Raw genomic sequence first — 15,839 nt, 5'->3', positions numbered from 1 at the left:
ATGGCCGGTGGTCTAGCGGGGAGCCATCTCAATTCGTTGCCAGTTGGCTCCGTGCACGGCTTGACCGTTCGGCAACCGTTCCCATAGGCCAACCTCCCAGCCGGCCGACGCGTTGGGGTCGATCAGCACCTTGGCCAGGTTGGCCAGATCGGTCAGCGTCGCGCCCCCGGCCAGATCGCCGTAAGCGAGCGACAGGTGCAGCCAGTCTTTTGGTCGCATCGCGTCTTCGTCGGGGTCGTAGATGTCGGCGCCGACCACACGGTGTGTCAGGTCGGCCAGCGCTTGCGACGATATCTCCAGGCCCACCCAGGCGTCGTGATGGCCGATGCGCTCGATGCGGACCGCGTCGGGCTCGATGGGTCCGAACTCTTCGACGACCTCGCCTACAGAGCGCACGACCTGTGCATGGGTGTGCGGAGAACGCCAGAAGAAGCCTGTGAGGGTTATGTGGGGCGGATAGGTCTGAGCGGTCGTGTGCCACCCGCGCAGGTTCAGGTGCTCGAAGTACGCGTCGCACTGGCGCTGCAGATCACCCGTGGGCGTTGCGTACAGGATCAGCTCGCGAAGCCCGCTGGGGGCGCTCATCGTGCAGCCACCCGGTACACGACCTCGCCGCCCACAACCACGGCCCGCACCCTGGCTCCCGCGCCGTCGGCCGGGGGTTCCACGACGATCACGTCTGCGGCGGCCCCCTCCTCGATGCGGCCACGGTCGACCAGCCCGGCCACTGCGGCCGGCGCTTCGCTGACGAAGCTCCACGCCTGCTCGAACGTGCAAAGGCCCAGGCGCGCCAACACGAACGGGGCGCGCAGAACAGAGGGATAGTGATAGTCGCTGCACAACATGTCGGCGGCGCCACATGAGATTGCTTCGCGGGCCGACACTCCGCCGAGATGCGACGTGCCGCGCACCAGATTCGGTGCGCCGGCCAAGACGTGAATGCCCGCATCGATGTAGCGCTTGGCGAGGTCCATGTTCAGAGGGAACTCGGCAAACGACACCTGCAACGCGATGTCTCTGTCGAAGTCGGCATCGGAACCCGAATCGTGCGACCCTGCCGGGCAGGCGGCCTCGCGGCAAACACTGGCCAAGACGAGCTCCTGCTCGAGGCCATGCGCACGGCGTTCGACCGCCTGGTGCATCAACTCGACGAACTCGTCGGTGGAGACTCCGGCCCTGGCGGCACGCGCCGGGTCTACCCAGTCGGTGTGAGCGATGGCTCCGGGGGTGTGGTCGTTGAACGAAAGCATGTGGATCTCGCCGCCGCGAATCCAGTCGGTCAACTCGGTGAAATCGTCTGTGTTGCAGCGTTCGTGGCGAACGTGGATTCGGCGCTCGGGGCCCCGTCCGGGCGGCGCCTTGATGATCGACCGCAGCACGTCGCGGCTGCGAAGGCCAGGTTCCCAGCTGTCGGTGACAGAGATGAACGCGGTGGTGATTCCGGCAGCGAGCAACTGGGCGTCGTTGTCGTCCAGCGCGTCGGCCACGTCGATGTTGACGCCGCCGCGAGGCATGATCGAACGCTCGAACGCGTCGCCGTGGACGTCGACGATCCCGGGCAGGACCAGTGCCCCAGAAGCGTCGATCTCGTCCACGGCTCGCGTCGCAAGCGATGAGCCGGTTGCACGGACTACACCGCTCTCGATGACGACCTCGCCTCGTTGTGGCTCGCCCTGGGAGGGAATCAGGACGAGACCATTTCGGATGGCCAGATCGGTCATGGCGCCGACCTTAGGCCGCCCTGCCTCGAACATTCACGCTTGGGGCCACGGTTGCGCGATCATCTGTAGCTGAGGGGAAAACACAGGGGGCTTCGATGACCGCTACAGAGCCGGTTTCCAACTGGGCAGACGACTACGACATCTTCGACGACGAGTTCGTCAAGGATCCTTATCCGACATGGCAGGACCTGCGCCAGGGCGGATGCCCGGTGGCGCACACCCAGCGCTGGGGCGGCAGTCACATGCCGGTGACCTACGAGACGGTCAACGCCGTCGCCCACGACGCCGACGCCTTCTCGTCGTACTCGGTGTCGGTGGCACCCACACCTCAAAGCTACGACGACGACGGCAACCGCATCCGGTCGATCATCGCCAGCGACGACCCCGACCATCACCCAGAGCGTCGGGCCCTGCTGCCGTTCTTCGCACCCAAGGCCGTCGAGCGTTTCCGCGAGCCCACCCGCGAGCTGTGTCGACAGCTGCTTCGCAGCTTCATCGAGGACGGCAGGTGCGACGCCGCCGAGCAATACGCCAGGCAGATACCGCCGCGGGTCATCGCCGAGATCCTGGGCATCGACCCCGATCGCTCCGACGACTTCACCGAATGGGTTCAGGGCTCGCTCGAGATCGGCTTGACCAACCCCGAGATCCGCGAGAAGTACCGCGTCATCATCCAGGACTTCTTCGTCGAGCAGATCGCCGACCGCAAGGACAACCCCAAGGACGACCTGATCTCGTACCTGGTTCATGGCGAGATCGATGGCGAACCCATTCCCATGCCGGTCATTCGAGGCAACCTGGGCCTGATGCTGGTGGCCGGCATCGACACCACGTGGTCCACCATCGGTTCGGCGATATGGCACCTGGCTCACAACCCCGAAGACCTCAAGCGACTGGTCGACGACCCCGAGCTAATCCCGCTGGCCGTCGAGGAGTTCTTGCGGGCCTATTCGGCGGTGACCATGGCTCGCATCGCCAACTACGACACCACGATCGGCGACCACGAGGTCAAGGAGGGCGATCGGGTGCTGTTGACATTCCCGGCCGCCAACCGCGACCCAGAGATGTTCGAAGACCCCGAGAAGGTCATCATCGACCGCCCGGTCAACCGTCACATCGCGTTCGGTGCGGGCAAGCACCGGTGCCTCGGATCGAACCTGGCCCGCCTCGAGATCCAGGTGGCCATCGAGGAATTCATCAAGATGATCCCCGAGTTCACCCTCGAAGACCCCGATGCGGTCACCTGGGCGGGCGGTCAGGTCAGGGGCCCGCGCAACCTGCCGGTTGCCTTCGACCCCCGTCCTGCTCTCGATTGATCATCGACATCTCGCCCAGGGCCACACCCCGGTTGGGTGTGTGGCCGGGCGACACGTCGCTGTCGCGTGAGGTGCTGGCCACGCTGGCCGACGGCTCCTCGGTAGACCTGTCGACGGTTCACGCCACGGTGCACCTGGGCGCCCACACCGATGCGTGGAGCCACATCGTCGAGGGTGCCGAGACCATCGACCAGATGCCCCTCGATGCCTACATCGGATCGTGCCAGGTGGTCAGGGTCGACGTAGGTCGCGACGGTCTGGTCACCCCAGACCACCTTCCGTCGACTCTGCAGGTGCCCCGACTGTTGGTGGCCACCGGCACCTATCCCGACCCCGACCACTTCAACACCGACTTCGCGTCGTTTCACCCAAGCACCGCCAGCTGGCTGGCCGAGCGCGGCGGTCGGCTGCTGGGCATCGACACCCCAAGCATCGACGCCTTCTCGTCGAAGGACCTACCCACCCACAAGATCTGCGTCGGCGCCCGGATCGCGATCCTCGAGGGTGTGGTGCTGGCCGACGTCGAGCCAGGCGTCTACGAGCTGGTTGCACTGCCCCTGCCGCTGGCTGGTTTCGATGCCAGCCCAGTACGTGCCATCCTTCGCTCCAACTAGACACGCCCAGGAGTTCTCACCCATGTGGTCGTTGACCGACGAACAGCAGGCGCTGCTGGAAACCGCCGATCGCTTCGCCCGCAACGAGTTGTATCCGCTGGCCCCGCGGATGGACGACGAAGAGTGGTTTCCCGTCGACATGTTCGCCAAGCTCGGCCAAGGCGGCCTGCTGGGAGCGACCGTTCCCGCCGAGTTCGGCGGCGCAGAGATGGGCATGCTCGAGGCCGGGCTGGTCGCCCAGGCCTTCTCGCGCTGGAATCACGCCTTTGCGCTCAGCTATGTGGCCCACGACAACCTGTGCGCCAACAACATCGCAAACAACGCGTCGCACGAGCTCAAGGCTCGCTATCTGCCTGGGTTGTGCAACGGTGAGTTGATCGGCTGTCTCGGCCTGACCGAACCCGGTGCAGGTTCCGACGCACTCGGGTCGATGAAGACCACGGCGGTCCGAGACGGCGACACCTATGTGATCAACGGCTCGAAGCTGTACATCACCAACGGGCCGGTGGCCGACATCTGTCTTCTGTACGCGAAGACCCAGCAGGGCCGCGGGTCGAAGGGAATAACCGCCTTCATCGTCGAAACCGACTCGCCCGGCTTCGAGGTCGCTCAGAAGCTGACCAAGATGGGCTTTCGAGGCAGCCCGACCGCCGAGCTGGTGCTGCGAGACCTGGTGGTGCCGGCGTCGAACATCGTCGGGGTCGAGCACCAGGGGCATCAGGTCGTGATGAGCGGTCTCGACTACGAACGGGCCATGGTGGCTCCGATCAACCTGGGGATCGCCGAGCGAGCTCTCGAGTTGTCGATCGAATACGCCAAGGCGAGAGAGCAGTTCGGTCGGCCGATCTCGTCGTTCCAGATGGTGCAGTCGCGCCTGGCCGACATGTATGTGTGGGTCGAGACGATGAAGACGTTCTGCTGGCAGGTGCTGGCCGAGGTGTCAGAGGTAGACGAGACTCAGGCCGGCAAGGGCGAGATCCACGCCCGCACCGCCGCTTCGGTCATGTACTGCGCCGACATGTGCAACAAGGTTCTCGACAACGCAGTGCAGATCCACGGCGGCTCGGGCTATATCTGGGAGTCTGAGGTCAACCGACTGTTCCGAGCGACCAAGCTGCTCGAGATCGGGGCCGGCACCACAGAGGTCCGCAAGATGATCATCGCCGGCGAACTCCTGGCGGAATAGTCCCACGCCCCACCCGCTGGGGTGGGGTGGGTGAACACCGGACAAACTCACGGTGAAGTACGCCACACCGGGTAGAAACCGACAAACCAGGGAATTATGATCGGTCAAGTCGGGTTTGATACGTTCGTGCCCGGGTAAAGCACGACTGGGCCAATCCCCACGACCGCCCAATCGGGAAGGCACCGCATGAAGCCGGGAAACACTCCACTCGTCGAGCTACGCAACATGGCTCCCGACGGAACTCGGCTGTTCGCGAAGCTCGAGTGGTACAACCCGACAGGCTCCATCAAGGACCGCCCGGCGTGGTCGATGTTCCACGATGCCAAGCGCCGGGGTCTCCTGCCAGATCGCAAGCCGCTGATCGAAGCCACGTCGGGCAACACCGGCATCGGTCTGGCCCGAGTGGCGCTGCTGTACGGTCACCCGTGCGCAATCTGCTTGCCCAGCACGGCAACCGAAGAGCGCAAGCAGATCCTGCGGGCCTATGGCGCCGAGTTGATAATCGTGCCGGGTGGCCCCAACGACGCCATCGCCCATGCCAAGGAGCTGGTCGCCGCCGGCGAGGGGCACATGGTCTATCAGTACGGCAATCCTGCCAACCCGGCTGCTCACGAGTTCGGAACGGCGCCCGAGATCGTCCGCGACTGGCCGCTCGACGCTCCAGCCGATCACCTCTTGGGCGCCTACGGCACCGGGGGCACCCTCACCGGCAACAGCCGGGGCATCAAGAAGGCCTGGCCCACCACCAGGGTCCATTCCGTCGAGCCCTATGTCGAGGACCCCATCGGTGGGATGCGCAGCCAGCTCGATCCGTTCCAGCCGCCCGTGGCCGACCTGAGCCTGGTCGACGAGCGGTGGGAGGTCAGCAAGGAGCTGGCCGAAAAGACGGTGCACGGGCTGATGATGCACGAGGGTCACTTCGCCGGAACCTCGTCCGGAGCCGTCGTGTACGCCGCCCAAGCCGTGCTCGACAAGTACGGCGGCACGGCCGTGGCACTGCTGCCAGACGCAGGGTGGAAGTATCTTTCTGGCAGCCCCTGGAACCAGCTCTAGGGTTCGCCCGTCGGGGCTCGCCCGGGGTCAGGTGTTCTGGGCGTCGAGGCGCTGCTTGAACCTCTGCATGCCCGCAATCCAGCGACCGGGGTCGGTGGCCTTGCGTTGCATATAGGTCGCAACCTGCTCATGAGGCAGCAGCAGAAACGTTTCGTCGCGAATGGTGTCGACCACCATCTGGGCGACCTGCTCTGGTTCGAGCACCCCATCGAGGGCCGCCTGCTTGCCGGTGTCCCACTGCGTGAGGTCGTCGCCGATGATGTTGGTGCGCACCGCCTGGGGGCACAGCACCGACACACGAACACCCTGACCGCCGTAGTTGATGGCCAGCCACTCGGCGAACGCGACCGCTGCCGCCTTCGAAACGGCGTAAGGGCCCGAGTCGATCTGTGTCAACAAGCCTGCGGCCGACGCGGTCGAGAACAGGTAGCCCTCTCCCCTGGCGACCATGCCTGGTACCAACGCCTGAGCCACGTATAGATGCGACGTGAAATGGACATCCATCATGCGCTGCCAGTCGCCGACCGACAGGTCCAGGCCGCCCTGCTGCCCATAGCCCGCGTTCGAGAAGAACACGTCGATCGGGCCATGCTGGTCTTCGATCTGATGGCAAAGACCGAACACCGCATCGCGGTCGGCGACGTCGAGCCCCACACCGATGGCCGAGTCGCCTATGCCGGCGGCCACCGCCTGGGCCTTCGACTCGTCGAGGTCGGCCACCACCACCAGGCGCGCCCCCTCGGCGGCGAACGCCTTCGCCGATTCCCTGCCGATGCCGCTGCCTGCACCGGTGACGACCGTGACCCTGTCCTTCAGTTCCATGGAGCCCGACAGTAGATGGCGGTGCGGCCGGTGTCCCAGCCCGGGGCCACAATGGCGACCATGCAGATCCTCTTCGTGGCCGGGTTCGCCACAATCGCCCCAGACCCAACCAGCGCGCGGCGGTTCTACGTCGACACTCTCGGGCTGCCGCTTGCGCCCGTAACCGGCGACTATGTGGCCGTCGACGGGTTCGAGGGCACCAAACACCTGGGTGTGTGGCCGCTGGCCGATGCGGCTCAGTCGTGCTTTGGCACCAGCGAGTGGCCCTCGCATCTGCCGGTGCCCCAGGCCACCATCGAGTTCGAGGTCGACGACGTGGCCGCAGCCGCCGACGAACTAGCCGACGCCGGCCACACGCTGATACACCACGCCAGGGTCGAGCCGTGGGGCCAGACCATCGCCAGGCTGCTGGGGCCCGAGGGGTTGCTCGTGGGCCTCAGCCACACTCCGTGGCTGCGCGATTCGGCCGACGGCTAGCGGCGCCCGACGTCACGAAAAGCCACACCCCGATCCACGGACGGCTCCTTGGGCAAGCCCAGGATGTTCTCGCCCAAGATGTTGTGCTGAATCTCGTCGGTGCCGCCGGCTATCGACTGCGCAGGAGTCGACACCAACACTTCGGCTATCACCTCGTGCACAGGGTCTGACGTCGTCTTCAGCATGGCGTCGGGCCCGGCGATCGTCGTGTGTACCCGATTGCTCTGCCTGGCCACCTCCGACAGGGCCAACTTGCCGATCGAACCCTCAGATCCCGGTGGCCTGCCCAGCTCGCGGGCGCCGCGGGCCCGCGCCGCTGTCAGCTCGGCGGCGCGATTGAACGACCAGACCTTCATCAGTTCTTGTCGCAGAATCGCATCGTCGGTCTTGGCGGCCTCGGTTGCCCGGTCGATCAGCAGATCGACCCGACCAGCGCGCTGGGGGTACCACTCGTAGGTCTTCTTCCACTCGTCGTACTCTTCGCGCGCCTCGTCGACGACACGCCCCGATGCACCCGGGGCGAAATGCACCGAACGGCTCGACGAGAAACTCCTCTCGTGGGCAAGGGTGCCCCGCGCCACCTTCCAACCGCCTCCCAGCTCACCGACGAGGTTGTCGTGGGGCACGATCGCGTCGGTCAGGAAGACCTCGTTGAACGAGTTGTGATAGTTCATCTGCTCGATCGGTCGCACCTCGACTCCGTCTTGGTGCATGTCGATGAGGAAGTACGACAGGCCGGCGTGTTTCGGCACATCCCAATCGGTGCGGGCCACCAGGATGCCCATGTCGGCGTGGTGGGCGCTGGTGTTCCAGACCTTTTGACCGTTGACGATCCAGTGATCACCATCGCGAACAGCGGTGGTCTTCAGGCCGGCCAGATCCGAGCCCGCCACCGGCTCGCTGAACAGCTGGCACCAAAGCAGCTCGCCGGTCAGTGTGGGCCGCAGGAATCGCTTTTTCAGCTCGTCAGAGCCGTGGTCGTAGATCGTGGGCGCCGCCAGCCCGAACCCACCGCCCAGAGGCACGGCGACCCCACCGGCTTCGCGGATTGCGGCGTGGGCAACCCGGTCGGCCCAAGCGGGCAGGTCGCGCCCAAACCACCGCGACGACCAAGAGGGAACGGCCCAGCCGGCGTCGACCAGGATCCGGCGCCATTCGATCAGCGAAAGGTCTGGGTTCCAGCTGTTGTGGAACCACTCGAGGACCTCCGACCTGACGCTGGCTTCGGTGATGCTCATGCCTGGGTACCAACTCTCAGCTCGCGAAACGGCAGGTCTTTGTCGAGGGAGGGCTCTCTGGGCAGTCCCAGAACCCGCTCGCCGATGATGTTGCGCTGGATCTCGTCCGTGCCACCTGCGATGTGGCTCGAAAGGGTCGCCAGGCTGTTGCGCACAGCCTGTGGCGTCCACTCGTCGTCGCGTGCCCAGGCCACACCGCCGGCTCCCTGAATGGCGAACGACAAAGCCCGGAACCGACGGGCGATGTTGGCCCCGGCCAGCTTGCCCAGCGAGCCTCCGGGCCCAGGGGTACGCCCAGCCTTGACCTCGGCCCTGGTGCGCGATGCAACCAGGCTCTGGCACACCTCGGCGGTATAGAGCCGCATCAACTCTTGGCGCAGCATGCGGTCACCGATATTGCCCCGACGTCTGGCCTGATCGATCAGGTGGTCTGCGCGTTCGTGGGCGATGCCGCCGGTCTGACCGGTTCCGATGGCCACCCGCTCGTACATCAACATTGCGGTGGCCAGGCGCCAACCCTCGTTGAGCGGACCGATCTGGTGGTCGGCGGGAATGCGTACGTCGTTGAAGAAGACCTCGTTGAACCTCATGCCACCGTCGACCTGATGGATCGGGCGGATCTCGACCCCCGGCGCCGTCATGTCGAGGATGAACATCGAGATACCGCGGTGCTTGGGCTGGTCGGGGTCGGTGCGGGCTATGACGATTCCTCGATCGCACACGTGGGCCAGGGTCGTCCACACCTTCTGGCCGTTCAGGACCCACTCGTCGCCGTCTTTCACGGCACGCGACTGCAGGCTGGCGACGTCGGAGCCGGCACCGGGCTCGGAGAACATCTGACACCACACCTCGTCGGCGCGGATCAGCCTCGCCTGGTACGTCTGACGTTGCTGATCGGTGCCGTACTCATTCAGCATCGGAAGGCACATGCCCTGGCTTATCGACAGCTGCCTGGTCATGGGTGGGAACTTGCCGGCTTCCTCGCGCCAGATGCGCTCGTGTTCCGCGGTCAGGCCCTGTCCGCCGTACTGGGTCGGGTACATCAGGCCCGCAAGCCCGGCGTCGGCGAGTTTGCCCTGGAAACTCTTGGCTTGGGCCAGCGCCTTGTCGCTGCGCGGGTCGTCGACCTCGCTGACGTCGATGCCCGTGGCGTTCGCTTCCAGAAACGCCCGGCACCTGGACCTGAACTCGTCGAGATCTGCTGCGCTCATGAATCCCCCTCGCTGTGTCAGCCCCACCGACAGAGCGGACTGTAGCGACACCGATGCGGCTGCCCCGAATTCGGGCGACCTACCCTGGGGCCGATGTCCGAGGGCCTCACCAAACGTGAACAGAACAAGGCCGACAAGCAGCGCCGCATACTCGAAGCCGCCGATTCATTGTTTCGCGCCCAGGGGTTCGAGTCGACCACCACGGCCCAGATCGCCGCCGAGGCCGGCGTTGGCGAGGGAACGCTGTATCTGTACGTCGGCTCGAAGGAGGACCTTCTGGTCAGCGTCTTTCGGCGCTCGGCGGGCCGGGCATGGGACGAAGCCGTCGAACTGGTCGACGAGTCAGACCCGGTTCTGCACCAACTGATGTCGCTGTTCGGCCATGTCACGTGTGCACCACGGCGAGATCGAGCTAGCCAGGGCCTATTTCAGACAGCTCGAATACGTCGAGGAACCTGCACGCACAGGGGTCGACGACTTCATGCGGTCGATCTATGGGCGCCTCACCGCCCTGCTCGAACGAAACCAGGCCGGCGGTCGCCTCGACGACACGGTGCCGGTGCAGACGCTGGCCGGCAACCTGTTCGCCCGTTGGTACCTGCGGATGCAACGCCACACCGCCCGAGGCCACAGCCTCGAACACACCCTCGGCTGGCTGGCCGAAGACTTCCGCGTCGCCTTGTGGAGAATGACCCCGATCGACTGATCGCTGCCAACGTCACATGTCGATGGCGTTGCGGGTGGTCTCGACGACTTCGCCGAAGGTCGCCATCTCGTCTGGCGACAGCACCGAGAAGAAGGGCTCGAGAATGCGAGAGGTGACGCTCTCGGCTTCTAGACGGGCCTGCATGACCTCGCCCGGGTCTCTGAACGGCGGCTCGAACCCCATACGAATTGCATACTCGGGGCCCGTCCGGGGCGGTGCGTTGGTAGACGCCAAGATCGCATCGAGCGGGCTGAGGCCCACCGATAGCACCGCGGCTATGTGTGCCGCCCCTCGCATCTCACGCATGACCTGAGTCGTCAGGGCGACGCGCCCGAACACCGAACCCGGAATGGGCAGGGCCCTCCAGCCGGCGAACAGCGGTCCCAGGGCGTCGGGGGCGGCGTCGATGATGCGACGGCCCAGCGAATCGATCGCGTCGAGCCGCTGGGGTTCGAACATGGGCAGAACCCGCTCGCCCCACTCGATGCAGCGTCCGGCGTAGTGCTGGGCAACCTCGCTATGGGTAACGCCGGCGGGCAGCGAGTTCCATGCCGCGGCGACCTTGTCTGGCGCGTGAAACGCAAGCGCTCCGGCGGCAACCTCTGCAGGGCACGAGCCCAACACCCCCGCCCGGCCCACCAGCCAGAACTGGCGGCTGACACGATCGAGGCCCAGCTCGCGCTCGCCATATTCGGTGGTCGCGTCGGCCATCATCCAACCTCGGGTGAACTGTTGGATCGGCTTCAGAACACGCTCGATCGTGGCCGCGACGTCGGGCCTCTGGGATTGGTGGTTCATCTCAACTCCCGCAGGTGACCGACGGCTTCGAGCCACCTCAACATCAACTCGAGCCTTTGAGCGGGCTCACCCTCGGTGGTGGCCGCCTTCAGATGGGTGACGCCCAGTGCCGCGTAGGCCTCGGCACTGGCGACCCATGCCCCTGCGTCGTCGCTCGGCGACAGCCTCATGGTGGGTTCGACGCCAAGGGACGATGGGTCACGGCCGTGGCCCTCGACCATCTGGCGAACTCTGGCCAGTTCGGGAGCCAGCACCTCGGGTGAAGACTGGGGCAACCAACCATCGGCAAGCCGGGCGATCCGGTCGCGCACCTTGTCGGTGGTGCCGCCAACGAAGCTTCCCATCCACACCGGCACCGGACGCTGCACCGAGGTCGGGTTCAGACCCACCCGGTCGAGTTGGTGCCAGGCACCCGAGAACGTCACCAGGTCTTGGCTCCAGAACCGGCGCAACACCTCGACCTGTTCTTCGATGCGACGGCCGCGGTTCGAGAAGTCTTCGCCCAACGCCTCGTATTCCATCCAGTTGCGGCCTACGCCGACACCCAACCTCATGCGACCGCCGGACAGCAAGTCGATCTGTGCGACCTGCTTGGCCACCAACGTCGTCTGGCGTTGGGGCAGGATCAAGATGGCGGTCGCCAGCTCGAGGCGCGATGTCACCGCTGCGATGAAGCTCAGCATCACCAACGGCTCGTGGACCGCCACCGCGTGGGTGTGCACCTTTTGGCCGGCCGCTCGATCGGGGTGGCCTCCGACAACGTGGTCGTTCACCGAAACCCCATCTAGACCCGATTCCTCGAGACCGACCACCGCGTCGCGGATGAAGCCCCAGTCGGTGCCCATGGCGGTGTTCGACAACATGGCCGTCAGCTTCACGGCGTCTCCGATCGAATGGTTATCTGGTTGTCCAGCTTGCCTCGCGACCGGCGCGGGACTACAACTGAGCGCACTCAGTTTTGCATCTTTGGGGGTTCAAATGGCGGTGCGCACGGGCCAGCAATACCTGGACGGGCTCAGGTCGACCGGCCGCGAGATCTGGCTGGGCGACGAACGTGTGGAGTCCGTGGTCGATCATCCGGCGCTGGCCGAGGGTGCCAAGGCCATCGCCGACTATTACGACGTACACCACGATGCCCCCGACCGGCTGGTGATGGCCGACCCCGACAACGGCGAGGACATCTCGATCACCCACATGCAGCCTCGCTCGATCGAGGACCTGAAGCGTCGCCACGAAGGCTTGGTGCGCATAGCCGAGCTGAGCTTGGGCACGATGGGGCGCACCCCCGACTACATGAACGTCACGTTCGCCGGGTTCGCCGCCGACAAGATCCGATGGGCCGGCGAGAACGGCGAGAACGCACAGGGCTACGAAAACCTGGTCGAGTTCCAGAAGCGGCTGCGCCGCGACGACCTGTCGCTGACCCACACCATCGTGCATCCGGTAATCGACAAGCAGACCGATTTCAACTTCGTAGACAACCCAATCCCCCTGCACAAGGTCGGCGAGACCAAGGACTCGATCGTGGTCCGCGGCGCCAGGATGCTGGCCACGCTGGCCCCGTTCGCCGATGAACAAACCGTCTATCCGGGTGCCCCTGTGCCGCCCGACTCGAACCCGGCCTATGCGCTGGCGTTCACCGTCAGCATGGACGCCCCGGGCCTGGTGTTCTTGTGTCGCGACAGCTTCAGCCGCGATGTGGCCAACCCGCTGGACGCCCCGTTCTCGCACCACTTCGACGAACAAGACGCCTACTGCATCTTCGACGACGTCGAGGTACCCAAGGAGAACCTGTTCATCGACGGCGACATCAGGGCCTACAACCTGGTCATGCACACCAGCCCGTGGTGGCCCAACATCATGCAGCAGACCACCATCAGGGCCCTGACCAAGCTCGAGTTCTTGTACCGCCTGGCCGGGCTGATGGCCGAGGCCACCAACGACAACTCCGATGGCACCAGGGACATGCTGGGCGAGATCTACACCTACGTGGAGACCACGCGATCGTGCTTGTTGTGCGCCGAAGACCGGGCCGTCACCAGCGAGGACGGCCTGGTGCACCCCGAGGGCCGCGCCCTGCACCCGCTGCGGGCCCTGCTGCCCAAATGGATGGTGCGCACCAACGAGATCATCCGAACCATCGGCAACGCCAACCTGTTGGCCGCCCCCACCAAGGCTCAGCTCAGCGACGAACGCATCAGCGCACTGTGCGAGGAGTTCCTGCACGGTGGCGGCGACATGCCTACCCACAAGCGGGCCCAGATCTTCCGCATGGCCTGGGACTTCGTCGGTTCGTCGTTGGGCATGCGCAACGACCTGTACGAGCGCCACTACCTGGGCTCGCCCAAGCGCACCCACCTCACCATCGAGAGGCTGTACGCCCAACCCAACCGCGATCGCGGCGATCAATTGATCGATCGGTTCCTGGCCGCCACCGAACAGCGGGGCAACCGATGAGTGCATCGCCGTTGCGCGATGTCACGCCCGACGAGGTCGAGACCTACCTGCGCGACGGTGTCGTACTGCTTCGCTCGATCTACCCACCCCAGTGGGTCGAGCGCCTGAGAACCGCCATGCAGCAGGTGTTCGATCGCGAGGCCGATGCCACCGCATTGTCGGGCCTGGCCACGGGCGAGAGCACGGTGGGCAGCCGTGCCGACATGGTCACCCGCGTCCGCGACCTGCTCGAGCGCCATACCGAGAGGCTGGCCGTAGAGCCCGGTGGCGTGCCGACGGGCCGCTCCATCGTCGAAACAGACGCGTGCTCGTGGCACGAGGGTCTGCGCCGTCACCACTGCGAAGGACCCCTGCCCCAGATCGTCGCCGCCCTGACCTCCAGCGTTCGAGTCAACCTCTACAGCGATCAGTTGTTCTTGAAGGAGCCTGGCTCGCGGGTGCGAACGCCGTGGCACCAGGACAAACCGTTCTGGCTGCTCGACGGAACGAAGGTGGCGGTGTGCTGGGTGCCGGTCGATGTGGTCACCCTCGACAGCGGTGCCATGGGATACGTGATCGGCAGCCACCTGTGGGGCAAGACGTTCAAGCCCAGCGACTTCAGCACCGAGACGGGAACGTCGCGCATTCCAGGCATCTCCTATGACGACCTGGAAGATCTTCCCGATATCGAGGCCAATCCACTCGCATACGACGTTCGCCACTTTCCCGCCGAACCGGGCGACGTCATCGTCCACGATTGGCGCATGCTGCATGGTTCGACGGGCAACAAGACCGCCGACCGGATCAGGCGCGCAGCGTCGGTCAGGTATGCCGGCGACGACGTGGTGTTTCGCCAGCGGGCTTCGTCACCCGAACCGTTCCGGCACACGACCGGCCTGGCCGACGGCGATTCGCTGGATGGTGCTGCCCGCTTCCCGCGGGTTTGGGGCGACTAGCCGAGCGTTTCGGAGATCGGGATGGTCGACAGGTCGGTGTGGTCGTCGACGATGTAGTTGCCGGCGATCACAGACACCACCGCGTCGGCAGGGTCGAACGACACACCAATGGGGTCGCCACCTTCGGCCACGATGCGCACCTGCTCTTTGAACTGGCGACGCACCATGGACACTCCCCTGTCGCTCGACGACAGCCGCTCGTCGGAGTGCAAGGTGATCGGACCCTGACCCACCTGGGTCTCGTAGTCACCCGGATAGAGCTGGTGCTCTTCGTCGGTGAGTTCGAACCAGGTCTTGTCTCCGCCGTAGACGGGCAGGCCTTGCGCCGGTTGGTTCTTGGGCTTGCGCACCATGGCGTAGACCTTGGTGGTCGTTGCGTCAATCGGCACCGCCCACGACAGGTTGTTGGTCTTGCCCAGATAGGCCAGGGTCGGCGTCGGTATGACCCGCATGGTGGGCACTCGAACCTCGGTAATGCGGTGCAGCGTGGTGCCGTCGGGCAGCTTGCGGTCTTGGGTGGCGGTCACCCCCCACGGATGACGCTGCCAGTCGATGGCCGGCCATATCTCGAGCCGGGGATCGAACTGGGGGCCGCTGATCGCGTTGTGCAGGATGAACACGTGATAGGGGTCCATCGCGTTTTCGTGGGTCTGGAACCAGTTGCACGGTGCCTCGACCGGACCACCGAATGCGAAGTGGTCGATTATGACTATCTCCTCGACCTCGTCGTCGAGGTCTTCGAAGATGTCGTAGCGAGGGAACACCGGCTGCTTGTCGGCCGGTCCCATGTAGGTGAACAACAGGCCGTTGTACTCCTCGACCGGGTACCACGGCTGGCGATAAGAGGCCTTGTTGCGGCCGCGGTCGGGTTCACAGGGCTGGTCCAGGCATTGACCATCGGCATCGAACAACCACCCGTGATAGGGGCATCGGATGCCTGTGTCCTCGACCCGACCGAAATACAGGGTCGTGCCGCGGTGGCAGCAGCGTGGCTCCAGCAGCCCCGGCTTGCCCGAGCCGTCGCGATACAACACGAGGTCCTCGCCGAGCAGCCGCACCTCGGCCGGGCGGGTGGTCGCCTCTTCGCTGCGGGCGAATGGATGCCAGTAGCGCCGCAGCAACTCGCCCGCGGGCGTGCCGGCCTCCACACGCACCAGCTCGTCGTCCCAGGTACCTGGCTGGCGGCCGTAGGCCCGCCCATCGTCGGCCGGTCCCGCGACTGCGGCCTGGCCGTTGTCGATCGTCGTCATGTTCCAATCCTGGCAGATCGCCTCGCCTTCACCGAATGCCGACGGCCGAGTACCG

The 15,839-nt window shown here is 65.4% G+C and carries 16 protein-coding genes; 8 read left to right on the top strand and 8 right to left on the bottom strand.

What is annotated here, in order from left to right; all coding sequences use genetic code 11:
* Positions 1 to 12: 12 nt before the first annotated feature.
* The gene (locus R2770_02780; GenBank protein ID MEZ5279371.1) at positions 13 to 585 is read right to left on the bottom strand and encodes a hypothetical protein; all 573 of its coding nucleotides are present in this window, start codon (positions 583 to 585) and stop codon (positions 13 to 15) included.
* Complete coding sequence (locus R2770_02775) at positions 582 to 1,721, bottom strand: alpha-D-ribose 1-methylphosphonate 5-triphosphate diphosphatase (GenBank protein ID MEZ5279370.1); 1,140 nt, start codon at positions 1,719 to 1,721, stop codon at positions 582 to 584. Before R2770_02775 ends, R2770_02780 begins: the two co-directional genes overlap by 4 nt.
* Before the next feature lie 95 nt (positions 1,722 to 1,816).
* Here R2770_02775 and R2770_02770 point away from each other — a divergent pair, with 95 nt between their 5' ends.
* The 4 genes from R2770_02770 (at position 1,817) to R2770_02755 (ending at position 5,890) form a co-directional block, all read left to right on the top strand.
* On the top strand, positions 1,817 to 3,037 hold the full coding sequence (locus R2770_02770; GenBank protein MEZ5279369.1) for a cytochrome P450: 1,221 nt from the start codon (positions 1,817 to 1,819) through the stop codon (positions 3,035 to 3,037).
* The gene (locus R2770_02765; protein MEZ5279368.1) at positions 3,034 to 3,651 is read left to right on the top strand and encodes a cyclase family protein; all 618 of its coding nucleotides are present in this window, start codon (positions 3,034 to 3,036) and stop codon (positions 3,649 to 3,651) included. The genes R2770_02770 and R2770_02765 overlap by 4 nt, the downstream gene beginning before the upstream one ends.
* A 22-nt stretch (positions 3,652 to 3,673) precedes the next feature.
* Positions 3,674 to 4,837, top strand: a complete 1,164-nt coding sequence (locus R2770_02760; protein ID MEZ5279367.1) for an acyl-CoA dehydrogenase family protein — start codon at positions 3,674 to 3,676, stop codon at positions 4,835 to 4,837.
* Positions 4,838 to 5,023: 186 nt separating this feature from the next.
* Positions 5,024 to 5,890 carry a cysteine synthase family protein gene (locus R2770_02755; GenBank protein ID MEZ5279366.1) on the top strand — a complete coding sequence of 289 codons (867 nt, stop codon included), beginning with the start codon at positions 5,024 to 5,026 and terminating at the stop codon, positions 5,888 to 5,890.
* A 27-nt stretch (positions 5,891 to 5,917) separates the two neighbouring features.
* On the opposite strand, the gene R2770_02750 is transcribed toward R2770_02755, so the two are convergent.
* Positions 5,918 to 6,712 (bottom strand): SDR family oxidoreductase, encoded by a 795-nt coding sequence (locus R2770_02750; GenBank protein MEZ5279365.1) that lies wholly within the window; start codon positions 6,710 to 6,712, stop codon positions 5,918 to 5,920.
* A 60-nt stretch (positions 6,713 to 6,772) separates the two neighbouring features.
* Between R2770_02750 and R2770_02745 the strand changes: the two genes are divergently transcribed.
* Positions 6,773 to 7,189, top strand: a complete 417-nt coding sequence (locus R2770_02745) for a hypothetical protein (GenBank protein MEZ5279364.1) — start codon at positions 6,773 to 6,775, stop codon at positions 7,187 to 7,189.
* Here R2770_02745 and R2770_02740 read toward each other — a convergent pair.
* Both R2770_02740 and R2770_02735 read right to left on the bottom strand, forming a co-directional pair.
* Positions 7,186 to 8,427, bottom strand: coding sequence for an acyl-CoA dehydrogenase family protein (locus R2770_02740; protein ID MEZ5279363.1), 1,242 nt, complete (start codon positions 8,425 to 8,427; stop codon positions 7,186 to 7,188). The genes R2770_02745 and R2770_02740 overlap by 4 nt on opposite strands.
* On the bottom strand, positions 8,424 to 9,638 hold the full coding sequence (locus R2770_02735; GenBank protein MEZ5279362.1) for an acyl-CoA dehydrogenase family protein: 1,215 nt from the start codon (positions 9,636 to 9,638) through the stop codon (positions 8,424 to 8,426). The genes R2770_02740 and R2770_02735 overlap by 4 nt, the downstream gene beginning before the upstream one ends.
* A gap of 382 nt (positions 9,639 to 10,020) precedes the next feature.
* On the opposite strand from R2770_02735, the gene R2770_02730 reads away from it, so the two are divergent.
* Positions 10,021 to 10,344, top strand: coding sequence for a hypothetical protein (locus tag R2770_02730; protein ID MEZ5279361.1), 324 nt, complete (start codon positions 10,021 to 10,023; stop codon positions 10,342 to 10,344).
* Positions 10,345 to 10,356: 12 nt separating this feature from the next.
* On the opposite strand, the gene R2770_02725 is transcribed toward R2770_02730, so the two are convergent.
* Positions 10,357 to 11,142 (bottom strand): hypothetical protein, encoded by a 786-nt coding sequence (locus R2770_02725; protein ID MEZ5279360.1) that lies wholly within the window; start codon positions 11,140 to 11,142, stop codon positions 10,357 to 10,359.
* On the bottom strand, positions 11,139 to 12,020 hold the full coding sequence (locus R2770_02720; protein MEZ5279359.1) for an LLM class F420-dependent oxidoreductase: 882 nt from the start codon (positions 12,018 to 12,020) through the stop codon (positions 11,139 to 11,141). The genes R2770_02725 and R2770_02720 overlap by 4 nt, the downstream gene beginning before the upstream one ends.
* Positions 12,021 to 12,120: 100 nt before the next feature.
* On the opposite strand from R2770_02720, the gene R2770_02715 reads away from it, so the two are divergent.
* A complete protein-coding gene (locus tag R2770_02715) occupies positions 12,121 to 13,599 on the top strand; it encodes a 4-hydroxyphenylacetate 3-hydroxylase N-terminal domain-containing protein (GenBank protein MEZ5279358.1) in 1,479 nt (492 codons plus the stop codon).
* Entirely contained in the window at positions 13,596 to 14,534 is a 939-nt protein-coding gene (locus R2770_02710; protein ID MEZ5279357.1) for a phytanoyl-CoA dioxygenase family protein, read from the top strand. Before R2770_02715 ends, R2770_02710 begins: the two co-directional genes overlap by 4 nt.
* Here R2770_02710 and R2770_02705 read toward each other — a convergent pair.
* Positions 14,531 to 15,784, bottom strand: a complete 1,254-nt coding sequence (locus R2770_02705; GenBank protein ID MEZ5279356.1) for a Rieske 2Fe-2S domain-containing protein — start codon at positions 15,782 to 15,784, stop codon at positions 14,531 to 14,533. The genes R2770_02710 and R2770_02705 overlap by 4 nt on opposite strands.
* Positions 15,785 to 15,839 lie beyond the last annotated feature (55 nt).

The organism is Acidimicrobiales bacterium, from assembly GCA_041394185.1.
GTDB lineage: Bacteria > Actinomycetota > Acidimicrobiia > Acidimicrobiales > Poriferisodalaceae > JAAETH01.
The sequence above is the reverse complement of the archived record's forward strand: the minus strand, read 5'-3'. Positions and strand labels throughout refer to the sequence as shown.

Coding starts and splice junctions, on each gene's coding strand:
- R2770_02730 (MEZ5279361.1), top strand. CDS start 10,021: ATGTCACGTGTGCACCACGGCGAGATCGAGCTAGCCAGGGCCTATTTC.
- R2770_02710 (MEZ5279357.1), top strand. CDS start 13,596: ATGAGTGCATCGCCGTTGCGCGATGTCACGCCCGACGAGGTCGAGACC.
- R2770_02755 (MEZ5279366.1), top strand. CDS start 5,024: ATGAAGCCGGGAAACACTCCACTCGTCGAGCTACGCAACATGGCTCCC.
- R2770_02775 (MEZ5279370.1), bottom strand. CDS start 1,721: ATGACCGATCTGGCCATCCGAAATGGTCTCGTCCTGATTCCCTCCCAG.
- R2770_02760 (MEZ5279367.1), top strand. CDS start 3,674: ATGTGGTCGTTGACCGACGAACAGCAGGCGCTGCTGGAAACCGCCGAT.
- R2770_02750 (MEZ5279365.1), bottom strand. CDS start 6,712: ATGGAACTGAAGGACAGGGTCACGGTCGTCACCGGTGCAGGCAGCGGC.
- R2770_02780 (MEZ5279371.1), bottom strand. CDS start 585: ATGAGCGCCCCCAGCGGGCTTCGCGAGCTGATCCTGTACGCAACGCCC.
- R2770_02770 (MEZ5279369.1), top strand. CDS start 1,817: ATGACCGCTACAGAGCCGGTTTCCAACTGGGCAGACGACTACGACATC.
- R2770_02735 (MEZ5279362.1), bottom strand. CDS start 9,638: ATGAGCGCAGCAGATCTCGACGAGTTCAGGTCCAGGTGCCGGGCGTTT.
- R2770_02705 (MEZ5279356.1), bottom strand. CDS start 15,784: ATGACGACGATCGACAACGGCCAGGCCGCAGTCGCGGGACCGGCCGAC.
- R2770_02745 (MEZ5279364.1), top strand. CDS start 6,773: ATGCAGATCCTCTTCGTGGCCGGGTTCGCCACAATCGCCCCAGACCCA.
- R2770_02740 (MEZ5279363.1), bottom strand. CDS start 8,427: ATGAGCATCACCGAAGCCAGCGTCAGGTCGGAGGTCCTCGAGTGGTTC.
- R2770_02725 (MEZ5279360.1), bottom strand. CDS start 11,142: ATGAACCACCAATCCCAGAGGCCCGACGTCGCGGCCACGATCGAGCGT.
- R2770_02715 (MEZ5279358.1), top strand. CDS start 12,121: ATGGCGGTGCGCACGGGCCAGCAATACCTGGACGGGCTCAGGTCGACC.